Source organism: Pseudomonas oryzae (assembly GCF_900104805.1).
GTDB lineage: Bacteria > Pseudomonadota > Gammaproteobacteria > Pseudomonadales > Pseudomonadaceae > Geopseudomonas > Geopseudomonas oryzae.
The window spans coordinates 2821982-2836634 of the sequence record NZ_LT629751.1; the positions used below are offsets into that span (position 1 = coordinate 2821982).

Genomic DNA, 14653 nt, shown 5'->3' on the forward strand with positions numbered 1-14653 from the left:
CATTGTCAGCGCAGCAGGGTCGGATCGCCCTTGCCGGCCACCGCGGCGGCCTCCTCGCCGGTCAGCAGCGCGGTGCGCGGCACGTCCAGCAGGCGCGCACAGGCGGCCAGCACGTTGGCCCAGCAGCCACGGTTGGCGAACAGCATGCCCGCCTCGTCGAGCGTGCCACCGCGGTTGCGGTAGCCCAGCGCCGCGCTCTGGCTGGCATCCGGCAGGATCGGCCACAGGTGACCGCGCGCCACCTCCGGGCGCATGTGGGTGAGCAGCACGCGGCCGCGCATGGCCTGCGGGAACAGCCGCTCACGCAGGCTCTCGTCGGCCACCGCCTGCTGCTCCAGCAGGTCGCGCGGCGCGCGGAAGCGTCCCGGCTCCTGCAGGTAGACCAGCCGGTAGGGGACCCGGGCCTCCGCCAGGCGCCGGGCTGCCCGCTGCATCTCGGCCAGCTGGTAGCTGCCGTTGGCGATCAGCAGCAGCGGCTCGTGACCGGGGTTTTCCGCCACCACGATGGCGCCGTCGCGGGCCAGCTGCTGCGCCTGGGCTGCATCGAACACGCAGGGCCGCTCGCGCTTGGGCACCACCAGGCAGGCCAGCTGGCCGCGCGCCTGATAGATCTGCGGCAGCAGCGCCAGGGTGCTGTTGTGGTCGGCGGGAAACAGCACCCGCACGCCATCGCTCATCTCGCCGAGCAGCGCCTCGCAGAAGGTCGGATCCTGATGCGACTGCTGGTTCTTGCCGTTTTCCCAGGTGTGCGAGGTGGCCACCAGCGGCCAGCCGAGCCAGCCGGCCGGCCGACCGACCTCGCGCTGCTGGCGGGCGAAGGTCAGGGTCTGACGCACCGCGCCGAGCATCTTCACGCAGAACGCCTCGTAGCTGGCCACCAGGTTGAGTCCGCCCTGGTTGGCCAGGCAGGCGGCGACCACCGCCTCCTCGTTGAGCGCGGTGATGATCTTGCCGTCCAGCGCCTCGTTGTCGTTCTCCGGCGCGCAGACCCGATGCTTGAGCGCCCGCAGCACGCCACCCAGGCGGTTGCTGGCCAGCTCGTCGGGGTTGCCGACCCGCGGGCGCAGCTGCGGATTGCTGGCCACCAGTTCGACGAAGAAGCGGTCGATGGCGCTCATCGGCGAGCAGGCCTGGTCGTGGAAGTGCAGCGCGGGGATCTGCGGCAACAGCGGCCGGCGCACGGCCAGCGGGTGATCGCGCTCCAGCGGCCGCCCGCCGCGCAGGGCGGCGAAGCGGGCCAGCGCCGCGTCCAGCTCGTCCGGCGCCACCCACAGGGCGGCCACGCCGTCGTTGAACAGCCGGCGCACCTCGGCGTCGTGGCGCGGATTGCCCGGCAGCGGCAGGTTGTGCGCGGCGTTCTCGCCGGCCCCGAAGAAGCCGAAGCCCTTGACCGTCTCGGCGATGGCGAAGGGGATCGGCAGCGGATAGTCGAGGATGCCGCGCGCCAGCTCGTCGACCCGGTGCGTCAGGTGCTGCTCCATCTCGTGCAGGGCGCAGACGAAGGCGGCCGGATCGCGGCCGTCGCAGCGCAGCGGATCGAAGCCACAGCGTCGCAGGTGCTCGACGAAATCGGCCAGCCCCTGCGGGGTGCCCAGCTCGGTGCGCTGTTCGATGCGCCGGCCATTGGCGATCAGCACCGGCAGGGCCACGCCGCAGTCATCGGCGCGCCACCAGCGCGGCATCCAGTCGCTGCCGCGCTGTTCCTCGGCGGCGCCGTCGGAGAGGAAGGCCACCAGGGTCTCGCCGGGCAGCGGCTGATGGGCGTACTGCAGTTCGGCGAAGCCCAGGTAGCCACCCTCGGCGATGCCGCCGGCGGTATGCGGACTGACGTGGCTGCCCAGCGGCACGCCCGGCAGGCCATCGGCCGCCTGGGCATAGCTATAGAAGTCCGCCACCAGGCGACTGAGGCCGGCCTCGTCGCGCCCGTAGCGCGCGGCCTGCTCGGCATGCAGGTTGCCGGTGAGCACGTTGAGCGCCTCGATCGCCGCCACGCAGTGGCCCTGGCCGAGGGTCCAGGCGCGGGTCTCGCCGGTCAGCGCATTGAGCGCCAGGTAGCCGGCGTAGGCCGGCACCAGGTTCAGCGCGCCGCCGGTGTGCCCCTCGGGATGCTCCTTGAAGTCGTCGCCTTGCAGCGGCGCGCCGTCGAGGCGCACGCGGCGGGCGTAGGTCATGTGCGCCACCAGCCAGAGGCCGGCGCAGGTCAGCCGGTCGAGCGCCTGCAGCAGACGGTAGACGCTGGCCAGGTCCGGCTGCCGGCCGGACTGCACCAGGCGGTGGGCAAGGCGGAACACCGCCGCCTGGGTCGCCGGGGTGTGCAGCAGCGGACCGCAGCCCCCGGCCCACTCGGCGAACGCCGGCTCGGCGCGGGCGTGGGCTTGCAGTTCTTCGACGCAAGGCAAAAGCTGGGTCATGGAACAAGACTCCGGGGCAGGCCTGGGAGTAGTCTAGAACCATGACACCCTCCGCGGCTGATTTGCATCAAGCCCCTGCCGCATGCCTGGCAGGCAGCCGCGTCACTCGCGACAAGGAGTTCTTATGGCGCTTCTCACCTTCATGGGAGCCATCCAGCAGGTCACCGGCTCTCGCTACCTGATCGAGACGCGCGACGGCGCCCGGGTGCTGCTGGAGTGCGGCATGTGCCAGGGCCGGCGCGAGGACGAGGCGCACAACAGCGCCCCCTTCGCCTTCGATCCCCGCCAGCTGGATGCGGTGGTCATCTCCCATGCGCACATCGACCACAGCGGCCTGCTTCCGCGTCTCGCGGCCGAGGGCTACCGCGGGCCGGTGTACGCCACCACCGCCACCTGCGAGCTGATGCAGCTGATGCTGCTGGATGCCGCGCAGATCCAGGAAAAGGACGCCGAGTGGGAGAACAAGTGGCGCGCGCGCATGGGCCGCGCGCCGGTGGTGCCGCTGTACACCACCCTCGACGCCGAGGCCGCGCTCAAGCTGCGCCGGCCGGTGGAGTACGGCCAGCGGGTGGAGGTGGCGCGCGGCATCGGCGTGACCTTCCATGACGCCGGGCACATCCTCGGCTCGGCGATCGTCGAGCTGGACGTACACGACCACGGCCTGACCCGCCGCGTGGTGTTCTCCGGCGATCTGGGCAACTCCTGCACGCCGCTGATGCGCGACCCGACGCCGCTGAGCGAGGCCGACGTGGTGCTGATGGAGTCGACCTACGGCGACCGCGACCACCGCTGCGACGCCGACACCCTGGAGGAGCTGGTCGACATCCTGCAGCAGGCCCACCGCGATGGCGGCAACGTGCTGATCCCGGCCTTCGCCGTCGGCCGCACCCAGGACCTGATCTTCCACCTCGGGCGCTTCTACCAGCAGGGCCGGCTGCCGCAGCAGGCCGTGTTCCTCGACAGCCCCATGGCGATCCAGGCCAACGCAATCTACCACCGCTTCCACGAACAGTTCGACCCCAAGGATCGCGAGATGCTGCGCAACAACGGCGTCACGCGCGTCGAGGACTGGCTGCCGATCCTGCGCTGCACACCCAAGGCGGAGGATTCGATGGCGATCAACCGCATCCAGAGCGGCGCGATCATCATCGCCGGCAGCGGCATGTGCAACGGCGGGCGCATCGTCCACCACCTCAAGCACAACCTGTGGCGCAAGGAGTGCCACATAGTGTTCCCCGGCTACCAGGCCCAAGGCACCCTCGGCCGCGCCATCGTCGACGGTGCACCGACCGTGCGTGTGTTGCGCCAGCGCATCGCGGTGAAAGCCAAGGTGCACACCCTCGGCGGCTTCTCCGCGCACGCCGGGCAATCGCAGCTGCTCGACTGGGTGAAACACTTCGATCACCGCCCGGAGCTATATTTGGTACATGGGGAACTGGAAAAGATGAAAGTGCTGCAACAGGCACTACATGATCGCTTGCAGTGGACTGCCAACATCCCGGAACCGGGTGAGCAGATCGCACTCTGAGCGACAGACAACAAGGAGTGGGTTATGCCTTACGAGTCCGATGACTATCTGTCGAGACACTTCCAGACCAGCGCCATCGACCTGGGGGAAAAGGTCGATGAACTGCTCGCCCTGAGCGTGCCGCCCGGAAGTCCCAACCACGCCCTCTACCACGAGATGCTGATGACCGTGGTGCGCATGGCCGAAGCCGACCGCAATCGCTGGGACGCCAAGATCATGATGCAGACCCTGCGCGAGATGGAGAGCGCGTTCAGCATGCTCGAGCAGTTCAAGCGCCGGCGCAAGGTCACGGTGTTCGGCTCGGCGCGCACCAAGCCCGATCATCCGCTGTACCTGCAGGCCCGCGACCTCGGCCGCCTGCTCGCCCACCACGAGCTGATGACGGTCACCGGCGCCGGCGCCGGGATCATGGCCGCCGCCCACGAGGGCGCCGGTCTCGAGCACAGCCTGGGCTTCAACATCACCCTGCCGTTCGAGCAGCGCGCCAACGACGTGGTGCACGATACCGGCAACCTGCTGCCGTTCCACTTCTTCTTCCTGCGCAAGCTGTTCTTCGTCAAGGAGGCCGACGCCCTGGTGCTCTGCCCCGGCGGCTTCGGCACCCTGGACGAGGCGCTGGAGGTGCTGACCCTGATCCAGACCGGCAAGAGCCCGATCGTCCCGGTGGTGCTGCTCGACGTGCCGGAAGGCCGCTACTGGAAGGATGCCCTGCACTTCATCCGCGAGCAGCTGGAGGAGAACGGCTACATCCTGCCCAGCGACATGAACCTGCTCAAGCTGGTGACCAGTGCCGAGGAAGCGGTGGTGGAGATCACCCACTTCTATCGCAACTACCACTCCAGCCGCTGGCTCAAGGGCCTGTTCGCCATCCGCATGAACCGGCCGCTGAACGCCCATGCCCTGGCCTACCTGCACGACGAGTTCGCCGACCTGTGCGTGGAGGGTGGCTTCCACCAGCAACCCTACTGCGAGCTGGAGCAGGACGAGCCGGAGTTCCGCCACCTGATTCGCCTCGCCTTCCAGTTCAACGGCCGCGACCAGGGCCGCCTGCGCGAGCTGATCAACTTCATCAACCTGCCGGAGAACTGGCAGCGCTCCACCAGCCAGGCCTGAACAGCGCACCAGCCAAGCCCCCGACCGGCAACGGTCGGGGGCTTTTTCATGGGCGACCCGCTCAGGCGCAGGCAGCGCTGCCCGTGCTCAGCCTTGCTGGGCGCTGAAGTGGCCGAGGCTCACCCCGTCGCTGTCCTGATGGGTCGGCATGACCCTGACCCGTGCATGGCGCTGCAGGGTCACGCCGAGGAAGAAGGCCGGCGCGCGCATCCACGACAGCAGCATCAGGCCGATGCCCAGCAGCGAGATGACCATGGCGATCACGAACACCAGGCCGATGCCCGCCACCTCCGAGCCGCTGCCGAACTCCGGCGAGATGCTGTCGAGCATGGTCTGGGCGAACACCACGGTGAGGATTGCCCCGCCCAGCAGCGGGCACAGCCCGCGCAGGAAGAAGTGCCGCCAGCTATCGAACAGACTGTGGCGGAAATACCAGACGCAGGCGAAGGCGGTGAGCGAGTAGTAGAAGCAGATCATCATGCCCAGCGCGGCGATGGTGTCGGTCAGCACGTTCTCGCTGAGGGTGCGCATGATCACGTAGAACAGCGCGGCGGCCAGGCCGGCGCAGACGGTGGCGTAGCGCGGCGTCCGCGAGCGCGGGCAGACGCTGGCGAAGCGCTCGGGCACCGCGCCGAAGTGGCCCATGGCCAGCAGGGTGCGCGCCGGCGAGACGAAGGTCGACTGCAGCGAGGCGGCGGTGCTGGCCAGCACCGCGATCGACATCAGGATCGCCAGCGGCCCCATCACCGGCCCGGCCAGGTGGGCGAAGACGTTCTCCTGGATGTACGGATTGCCCAGGCCGACGCCCTCGCTGCCGGTCCCGGAGAACTGCAGGGTGGCGATGGCGGTGAACAGGTACAGGCCGAGGATCAGCAGGACGGTCAGCGCGGCGGCCAGCCCCGGCGTCTGGTGGCTGCCGACCGACTCCTCGCTGACCGACAGGCAGACGTCCCAGCCCCAGAAGATGAAGATCGACAGCGACAGACCCGCCGCCAGCGCCGAGAAGGAGTCGACGCCGAACGGGTTGAACCAGTCCAGGCTGAACTCGACGGCCGGCGCCGCCGACGTGCCGTTCAGGGCGGCGATGCCGAAGCCGATCAGCACCAGCAGCTGCAGGCCGACCAGGGCGTACTGGAAGCTCATGGTGGAGCCGATGCCGCGGCAGCAGATCCACACCGCGAGGGCGATGAACAGGCAGCAGGTGACGACGTTGAGCAGCAGGTTGCCGCTCAGCTGCGCCAGCTCTTCCCGGCCGGTGAGCTGCGCCAGCAGCAGATAGAAGAAGTCCACCGCCACCCCGGCCAGATTCGACAGCACGATGATGGTGGCGATCACCAGGCCCCAGCCGCCGATCCAGCCGATCATCGGTCCGAAGGCGCGGGTCGACCAGGTGAACGAGGTACCGCTGTCGGGCTCGGCGGCGTTCAGCTCGCGATAGCCGAGCGCCACCAGCAGCATCGGCAGGAAGCCGATGATGAAGATCGCCGGCAGATGCACGCCGACCTCGCGCACCGTCGGTCCGAGCGCGCCAGTCAGGGTGTACACCGGCGCGATGGTGGAAATCCCCAGGGCGATGCCGCCGATCAGGCCCAGGCTGCCGCCGGCCAGCCCTTTCCGTGCCCCGGCCCCTGGCCGGGGCGATGCAGTCGTTGCAGTCATGAGTTGTTCCCGTCGTTCTTGGAGTTGTTGTCAGGCTGGCGCCCTAGCGGGCAGAGGTGTGCAGGCGCGGGATGGCGGGGTCCGCCTGGCGGGCGGCGAGGCGTGCCGCGCAGGCCGCGCGGAACGCCTCGAACAGGCGCAGGGACACCGGGTTGTCGGCGAAGCGCCACTCCGGATGCCACTGCACGCCGAGGGCGAAGGCGGCACTGCCGACCACGCTAACCGCCTCGACCAGGCCATCGGGCGCCAGCGCCTCGACCCGCAGGCCCGGCGCCAGGCGGTCGATGCCCTGGCTGTGCAGCGAGTTGACGGCGAACGTCGGCGGCAGGCCCAGGCGCTCGAACAGCCCGCCGGGCTGCACCGCGACGCTGTGCTGCGCGGCGTACTGCTCCGCCACCGCCACCTCCTGCGGCTCGCGGTGGTCCAGGTGGTCCGGCAGCTCGTGCACCCGCTGGTGCAGGCTGCCGCCGAGGGCCACGTTGAGTTCCTGGAAACCGCGGCAGATGCACAGCACCGGAACCCCCAGGTCCAGCGCGGCGCGCAGCAGCGGCAGGGTCAGGCGGTCGCGCTGCGCATCGTGCAGGGTGCCGGCGGCGCTGGCCGGGCCTTCGTAGTGGTGCGGCTCAACGTTGGATGGCGAGCCGGTGAACAGCACGCCATCCAGCCGCTCAAGCAGGCGGCGCGGGTCGATCGCCTCGTCGCGCGCCGGCAGCAGCAGTGGAATCCCGGCAAAGCCGGCCGCTTCGACGTACTTGTCGCCCACGGTGTGCGAGGAGTACTTGCCCAGTTGCTGGCGGCAGGCGGTCACGCCGATCAGGGGAGCGTATGACATAGGTAAGGGACGTCCTGTGGATCCGGAACGCAGCGTCCGGCTCAGATGCTCAGCCGGTCGCGCAGTTGGTAGTAGGTGGCCCCCAGCGCGGTGAACGGCACGCGGAACAGGCGCCCGCCCGGGAACGGGTAGTGCGGCAGGCTGGCGAAGGCGTCGAAGCGCTCGGCCTGGCCGCGCAGGGCCTCGGCCAGCAGCTTGCCGGCCAGGTGGGTGTAGGTCACGCCGTGGCCGCTGCAGCCCTGGGAGTAGTAGACGTTGTCGCCGATCCGCCCGACCTGCGGCAGGCGCGACAGGGTCAGCAGGAAGTTGCCGGTCCAGGTGTAGTCGATCTTCACGTTCTTCAGCTGCGGGAAGGTCTTGAGCATCTTCGGCCGGATGATCGCCTCGATGTCCGCCGGGTCGCGCGCCCCGTAGACCACACCACCGCCGTAGATCAGGCGCTTGTCGGCGCTCAGGCGGAAGTAGTCGAGCAGGTAGTTGCAGTCCTCGACGCAGTAGTCCTGCGGCAACAGGCTGGCGGCCAGCTCGTCGGACAGTGGCTCGGTGGTGAGCACCTGGGTGCCGCAGGGCATCGACTTGGCGGCCAGTTGCGGCAGCAGGTTGCCCAGGTAGGCGTTGCCCGCGACTATCACGAAGCGCGCCGCGACCTCGCCGGCGGCGGTGTGCACCACCGGCCGCGCACCATGCTCGATGCGCGTCGCCGCGCTCTGCTCGTAGATGGCGCCGCCCAGCGAGGCGACCGCCGCGGCCTCGCCCAGGGCCAGGTTGAGCGGGTGGACGTGGCCGCCGCTCATGTCCAGCATGCCGCCGACGTAGCGCTCGCTGCCCACCACGCGACGGATGCCGTCATGGTCGAGCAGCTCGAGCTGGTGATGACCGTAGCGCTCCCACAGCTTCTTCTGCGCCTCCAGATGACGCACCTGCTTGCCGGTCAGCGCGGCGAACACGCCGCCGTCCTTGAGGTCGCACTGGATGTTGTAGCGGGCGATGCGCTCGCGAATGATCCGCCCGCCCTCGAAGGCCATGGCGCCGAGCAGCTCGGCGTGGCGGATGCCGACGGCGCGCTCGATCACGTCGATGTCGCGGCTGTAGCTGTTGACGATCTGCCCGCCATTGCGCCCCGAGGCGCCGAAGCCGACCTTCGCCGCTTCCAGCACCACCACGCTGAAGCCGCTCTCGAGCAGGAACAGTGCGCTGGACAGGCCGGTATAGCCCGCGCCGATGATGCAGACGTCCGCCTCGACACGGCCCTTGAGCACCGGGTAGTCGACCTGCGGGTTCCGCGAAGCGGCGTAGTAACTGCTGACATGTTGCGTCATGGTAAGACTCCTTGCCGTTGCCGGTCGGGCAGCGGCCTCACAGCTTGATCCAGGTGGCCTTAAGCTCGGTGTACTTGTCGAAGGCGTGCAGCGACTTGTCGCGGCCATTGCCGGACTGCTTGAAGCCACCGAAGGGCGCGGTCATGTCGCCGCCGTCGTACTGGTTGACCCACACGCTGCCGGCGCGCAGCGCCTTGGCCGCCCGATGCGCCCGGGACAGGTTGCCGGTCCAGATCGCCGCGGCCAGGCCATAGATGCTGTCGTTGGCGATGGCGATGGCCTCTTCGGTGGTGTCGAACGGAATCACCGTCAGCACCGGACCGAAGATCTCCTCGCGGGCGATGCGCATCTGGTTGTGCGCCTCGTCGAAGATGGTCGGCTCGAGGTACACGCCGCCGGTTTCGCTCAGGGTCTGCCGGCCGCCGCAGAGCAGCCGGGCGTTGTCCGCCTTGCCCGCCTCGATGTAGGACAGCACGCTGTTCAGGTGGCCCTGGTCGACCAGCGCGCCGACGCGGGTCTGCGGGTCCAGTGCATGGCCGACCTTCCAGCCCTGGAGCGCGGCGACCACCAGCGGCATGAACTTGTCCTTGATCGAGCGCTGCACCAGCAGGCGCGAACCGGCGGTGCACATCTCGCCCTGGTTGAAGCAGATGGCCATCGCCGCCGCCTCGGCGGCCTCCTGCAGGTCGGGCGCGTCCTCGCAGACGATGTTGGCGCTCTTGCCGCCGGCCTCCAGCCAGACCCGCTTCATGTTCGACTCGCCGGCATAGATCATCAGTTGCTTGGCGATCCGGGTCGATCCGGTGAACACCAGGGTGTCGACGTCCATGTGCAGGGCCAGCGCCTGGCCGACGGTGTGGCCGTAGCCGGGCAGCACGTTGAGCACGCCGGCCGGGATGCCGGCCTCCAGCGCCAGCCGGGCCATGCGGATGGCGCTCAGCGGCGACTTCTCGGACGGCTTGACGATCACCGAGTTGCCGGTGGCCAGCGCCGGGCCGAGCTTCCAGGCGGTCATGATCATCGGGAAGTTCCACGGCACGATGGCGGCGACCACGCCGACCGGCTCGCGGGTCACCAGGCCCAGCTCGTCGTGCGGCGTGGCGGCCACTTCGTCGTAGATCTTGTCGATCGCCTCGCCGCTCCAGCGGAGGGCGCGCGAGGCGCCGGGCACGTCGACGTTCAGCGCGTAGTGGATCGGCTTGCCCATGTCGAGGGTTTCCAGCAGCGCCAGCTCCTCGGCATGGGCGTCCAGCAGGTCGGCGAAGCGGATCATGATCCGCTTGCGCTCGACCGGCTTCAGGCGCGACCAGACCCCGGACTCGAAGGTGGCGCGGGCGTCGCGTACGGCGACCTCGGCGTCGGCGGCATCGCAGCTGGCGATGCTGGCCAGGAAGCGGCCATCCACCGGGCTGACGCACTCGAAGGTGGCGCCGGAAGCGGCTTCCCGGTATTCGCCACCGATGAAGGCGCGGCCTTCCAGGTGCAGGCGCTTGGACAGGTTTTCCCAGTATTCGCGGGTCAGAGCAGTCATCGAGAGCCTCCCGGCCTCATACCGTGTGCAGGTACCAGTTGTATTCCAGGTCGGAGATCGACACCTCGAACTCCGCCAGCTCGCTTTCCTTGCAGGCGACGAAGACGTCGATGTACTCCGGGCTGATGTACTGGTTGAGCACTTCGCTGTCGTCCAGCGCGCGCAGGGCATCGCGCAGGTTGTTGGGCAGGCTCTGCTCCAGCTGCTCGTAGGAGTTGCCCTCGATCGGCGCGCCCGGCTCGATCCGGTTGGTCAGGCCGTGGTGAATGCCGGCGAGGATCGCCGCCATCATCAGGTAGGGGTTGGCATCGGCGCCGGCGACGCGGTGCTCGATGCGCACGGCGTCGGCGCTGCCGGTCGGCACCCGCACCGCCACGGTGCGGTTGTCCAGGCCCCAGGACGGCGCATTGGGCACGTAGAACTGCGCGCCGAAGCGGCGGTAGGAGTTGACGTTGGGACACAGGAAGGCCATCGAGGCCGGCATGGTTTCCAGCACGCCGCCGATGGCGTGGCGCAGCGCGTCGTTCTCCACCGGCTCCTCGCTGGTGAAGATGTTGCGCCCGGTGGCCTTGTCGAGCAGCGAGATGTGCACGTGCAGACCGTTGCCGGCCTGGCCCGGGTAGGGCTTGGCCATGAAGGTGGTGTCCATCTCGTGGTCGTAGGCGATGTTCTTGATCAGGCGCTTGAGCAGCACCGCGTAGTCGCAGGCCTTGAGCGCGTCCTCGACGTGATGCAGGTTGACCTCGAACTGCGCCGGGGCGCTTTCCTTGACGATGGCGTCGGCCGGAATGCCCTGCTCCTTGGCGGCCTCCAGGATGTCCTGCAGGCAGTCGGCGTATTCGTCGAGGTCGTCGATCAGGTACACCTGGGTCGACTGCGGCCGCTTGCCGGAGATCGGCGAGCGCGGCGGCTGCGGGCGGCCGTTGAGGTTGTCCTGGTCGATCAGATAGAACTCCAGCTCGAAGGCCGCGCAGATCGCCAGGCCCATGGCGTCGAACTTGGCCACCACGCGGCGCAGCACCTCGCGCGGGTCGGCGAAGAACGGCTGACCCTCCAGCTCGTGCATGCTCATCAGCAACTGGCCGGTCGGGCGCTTCTGCCAGGGCTCATTGGCCAGGGTGCCGGGAATCGGGTAGCAGACGCGGTCCGCGTCGCCGATATCCAGGCCCAGGCCGGTGCTCTCGACCGTCGAGCCGTTGATATCCAGGGCAAACAGCGAGGCCGGCAGGTTGATGCCCTTCTCATACACCTTGCGCAGGCTGGCGCGTTCGATGCGCTTGCCGCGCACCACGCCGTTCATGTCGGCGATCAGCAGGTCGACGTATTGGAGATCAGGGTGAGCGACGAGGAATTCGCTCACTTCGGAGGAATCTATGACGCACGGGGAGACCGACGACATGGCTTTACATCCTTTGGTTTTATTGGGGCAGCAACTCGAAGCAAGCCGGCCTCATCAGCGAGGCGGAGCGGACCTGGTCCTGCTTCTCGGTTTTCCGTCAGCACCGCCTGCGCCTTGCCAGGCCGGCGGCTTGCTGTTTGCTCGATCCTTCGTCCGGATTCTATGATGTGCCTTCACGCAACAAACATTGGCACTCAGACAAGCGAAGATTGCACCGATGCAATACAAGATCAGCCATGCCGACCTGAACCTGGTTCTCGCCCTGGTGCGCGGCGGTTCGCTGGCGCGCGCCGCCAGCCTGCTGCGGGTGGACGTGTCGACCGTGTTCCGCGCCATCCGCCGTCTGGAAACCGAGCTGGGCAGCACCCTGTTCACCAAGAGCCGGCGCGGCTACCTGCCCACCGGCATCGCCCAGGCGCTGGCCGAGCGCGCGGAGCAGGCCGAACTCGCCCTGGAGACGGCGCAACTGGTGCTGGAGCAGGGCGAGCAGGTGGTCAGCGGCACCGTGCGCCTGACCTGTACCGATGCGGTGCTCAACCACCTGCTGTTGCCCGCCCTCGCCGAGGTCATGCCGCGCTATCCGGCTCTGTCGCTGGAGCTGGTCACCTCCAGCAGCTTCGCCAACCTCAGCCGCCGCGATGCCGACATGGCTTTGCGCCTGACCAACACGCCGCCGGAGCACTTGGTCGGGCGCTGTCTGGGCAGCACAAGCTACAAGGTCTACGGCGTTGCAGCGTTCCGCGCGACGTTCGCCAGCCAGCCCGCCAGCGTGCCTTGGGTCGGCCCGGATGACGTGCTGCCGGATCACCCGACGGTGGTCTGGCGCCGCCAGCAGCTTCCCGGCATGCTGTCACGCTATCGCTGCAGCGACATGTCGGCGGTCGCGCAACTGGTCAACGCCGGCTTGGGCGTGGCCGCGCTGAGCGACTTCATGGCCGACGACCTGCCCAACGCCGAGGCGCTGAGCGATGCCCTGCCCGGCTGCAATACCCAGCTGTGGCTGCTGACTCGCCCGGACTGCCGCGCCCTGCGCTCGGTGCGCACGCTGTTCGACGAACTGGGGCCGCTGATCCGTGCCCGCCTGGACGAGCCCGCCCGTCCCGACATGGACGAAGGCTGAGCCGCCGTTGTCGCGGAGGCGGATCATCGGTCGTTGCGGCCAGCGATCGTACAGCTCCAGCCCGACACGCCCATGCACGGTTGGCGTCTGCCGACCGGCAATCCGCATTGCCAGGCACGGGGGCGCGAAAAAGAAAAACCCCGGACAGACTGACTGTCCGGGGTTCGATGATGGTGCTCCACCGCTGCCACGGGAGTGCTCCGGGGGAGCCGTTCAGGCCTCGGGATCCATGCGCCCCTGCAGCAAGCGAGTGATGGCGCCGACGGCAAAACCCCGATACGCCAAAAAACGCCCCTGCCGGGCGCGCTCGCGGGCGTCAGTGGGCAGGCAGCCGAACTTGCGCTGCCAGGTCTCGCGCAGGCACCGGTTCCAGTCGATGTCGGAGCTCTCCAGCGCCAGGGCAATCGCCTCGGCCTTCACCCCCCGCTGCTGCAGCTCGTCGCGGATGCGCAGCGGCCCCCAGCCCTTGGCCGCGCCGCTGGCGATGTAGCTGGACAGGTAGCGGTCCTCGGACAACAGCCCCTGCTGCTCCAGCAGGTCCAGCGCCGACTCGATGCAATCGGACTGGGCGCCACGGCGCAGCAGCTTGCGGCCCAGCTCGACACGCCCATGCTCGCGGCGCGCCAGCAGGTCCATGGCCGCCCGCCGCACGGCGGCGGGTGTGTCGAGCTGCGCGGACATGGACGTTTAGATGTCCATTTCCACGTCGGCGTCTTCCTCGCTGGCGGCCGTCACCTTGAGGTTGGCGTTCTGGCCGAGCAGCTGGGAGCGGATCGCGCTGTCGAGGGTCTGGCAGATTTCCGCATTGTCCTCGAGGAAGCGCGCGGCATTGGCTTTGCCCTGGCCGATCTTGCTGCCCTGGTAGCTGTACCAGGCGCCGGACTTCTCGATCAGGCCGAGCTGCACGCCGAGGTCGATGATCTCGCCGGTACGGTAGATACCCTTGCCGTAGAGGATCTGGAACTCGGCCTGGCGGAACGGCGGGGCCATCTTGTTCTTCACCACCTTGACGCGGGTCTCGTTGCCGATCACCTCGTCGCCTTCCTTGACCGAGCCGATGCGGCGGATGTCCAGACGTACGGAGGCGTAGAACTTCAGCGCATTGCCGCCGGTAGTGGTTTCCGGACTGCCGAACATCACGCCGATCTTCATGCGGATCTGGTTGATGAAGATCACCAGGCAGTTGGCGTTCTTGATGTTGCCGGTGATCTTGCGCAGGGCCTGAGACATCAGGCGCGCCTGCAGACCGACGTGCTGGTCGCCCATCTCGCCTTCGATTTCCGCTTTGGGCACCAGGGCCGCCACCGAGTCGACGATAACCACGTCGACCGCGTTGGAGCGCACCAGCATGTCGGTGATTTCCAGGGCCTGCTCGCCGGTGTCCGGCTGGGAGACCAGCAGGTCATCGACATTGACGCCGAGCTTGGCGGCGTAGTCGGGGTCGAGCGCGTGCTCGGCATCGACGAAGGCGCAGGTGGCGCCCTGCTTCTGGGCCTGAGCGATCACCGACAGGGTAAGGGTGGTCTTGCCCGAGGATTCCGGACCGTAGATCTCGACGATACGCCCCTTGGGCAGGCCGCCGATGCCGAGGGCGATATCCAGGCCCAGCGAGCCGGTGGAGATGGCCGGTACCGCCTGGCGCTCGTGGTCGCCCATGCGCATCACCGCACCCTTGCCGAACTGACGCTCGATCTGACCCAGGGCCGCGGCCAGGGCACGCTTCTTGTTCTCGTCCATTGAA

At 68.5% G+C, this 14653-nt stretch carries 11 protein-coding genes; 3 read left to right on the forward strand and 8 right to left on the reverse strand.

Features of this window, described 5'->3' with window-relative positions; translation table 11 throughout:
• Positions 1-5: 5 nt before the first annotated feature.
• On the reverse strand, positions 6-2411 hold the full coding sequence (locus BLT78_RS12765) for a phosphoketolase family protein (RefSeq protein WP_090349333.1): 2406 nt from the start codon (positions 2409-2411) through the stop codon (positions 6-8).
• A 124-nt stretch (positions 2412-2535) separates the two neighbouring features.
• Here BLT78_RS12765 and BLT78_RS12770 point away from each other — a divergent pair, with 124 nt between their 5' ends.
• Both BLT78_RS12770 and BLT78_RS12775 read left to right on the forward strand, forming a co-directional pair.
• Positions 2536-3939 carry an MBL fold metallo-hydrolase RNA specificity domain-containing protein gene (locus tag BLT78_RS12770; protein ID WP_090349334.1) on the forward strand — a complete coding sequence of 468 codons (1404 nt, stop codon included), beginning with the start codon at positions 2536-2538 and terminating at the stop codon, positions 3937-3939.
• Between the two features lie 24 nt (positions 3940-3963).
• Positions 3964-5052, forward strand: coding sequence for an LOG family protein (locus tag BLT78_RS12775; RefSeq protein ID WP_090349335.1), 1089 nt, complete (start codon positions 3964-3966; stop codon positions 5050-5052).
• An 87-nt stretch (positions 5053-5139) separates the two neighbouring features.
• Here BLT78_RS12775 and BLT78_RS12780 read toward each other — a convergent pair whose 3' ends face one another.
• The 5 genes from BLT78_RS12780 to BLT78_RS12800 are packed head-to-tail and all read right to left on the reverse strand — an operon-like array spanning position 5140 to position 11792.
• The gene (locus tag BLT78_RS12780; RefSeq protein ID WP_090349336.1) at positions 5140-6711 is read right to left on the reverse strand and encodes an APC family permease; all 1572 of its coding nucleotides are present in this window, start codon (positions 6709-6711) and stop codon (positions 5140-5142) included.
• 43 nt (positions 6712-6754) lie between these two features.
• Positions 6755-7543, reverse strand: a complete 789-nt coding sequence (locus BLT78_RS12785) for a gamma-glutamyl-gamma-aminobutyrate hydrolase family protein (protein WP_090349337.1) — start codon at positions 7541-7543, stop codon at positions 6755-6757.
• Positions 7544-7584: 41 nt separating this feature from the next.
• Positions 7585-8862, reverse strand: a complete 1278-nt coding sequence (locus tag BLT78_RS12790; protein WP_090349338.1) for an NAD(P)/FAD-dependent oxidoreductase — start codon at positions 8860-8862, stop codon at positions 7585-7587.
• A gap of 37 nt (positions 8863-8899) precedes the next feature.
• Entirely contained in the window at positions 8900-10393 is a 1494-nt protein-coding gene (locus BLT78_RS12795; RefSeq protein ID WP_090349339.1) for an aldehyde dehydrogenase, read from the reverse strand.
• 16 nt (positions 10394-10409) lie between these two features.
• Positions 10410-11792, reverse strand: coding sequence for a glutamine synthetase family protein (locus BLT78_RS12800; protein WP_090349340.1), 1383 nt, complete (start codon positions 11790-11792; stop codon positions 10410-10412).
• A 217-nt stretch (positions 11793-12009) separates the two neighbouring features.
• On the opposite strand from BLT78_RS12800, the gene BLT78_RS12805 reads away from it, so the two are divergent.
• Positions 12010-12912 (forward strand): LysR family transcriptional regulator, encoded by a 903-nt coding sequence (locus tag BLT78_RS12805; protein WP_090349341.1) that lies wholly within the window; start codon positions 12010-12012, stop codon positions 12910-12912.
• Between the two features lie 213 nt (positions 12913-13125).
• On the opposite strand, the gene recX is transcribed toward BLT78_RS12805, so the two are convergent.
• Together recX and recA are read right to left on the reverse strand one after the other, a co-directional pair.
• Entirely contained in the window at positions 13126-13593 is a 468-nt protein-coding gene (recX, locus tag BLT78_RS12810; RefSeq protein ID WP_090349342.1) for a recombination regulator RecX, read from the reverse strand.
• Between the two features lie 6 nt (positions 13594-13599).
• On the reverse strand, positions 13600-14649 hold the full coding sequence (gene recA / locus BLT78_RS12815) for a recombinase RecA (protein ID WP_090349343.1): 1050 nt from the start codon (positions 14647-14649) through the stop codon (positions 13600-13602).
• Between the last annotated feature and the right edge of the window lie 4 nt (positions 14650-14653).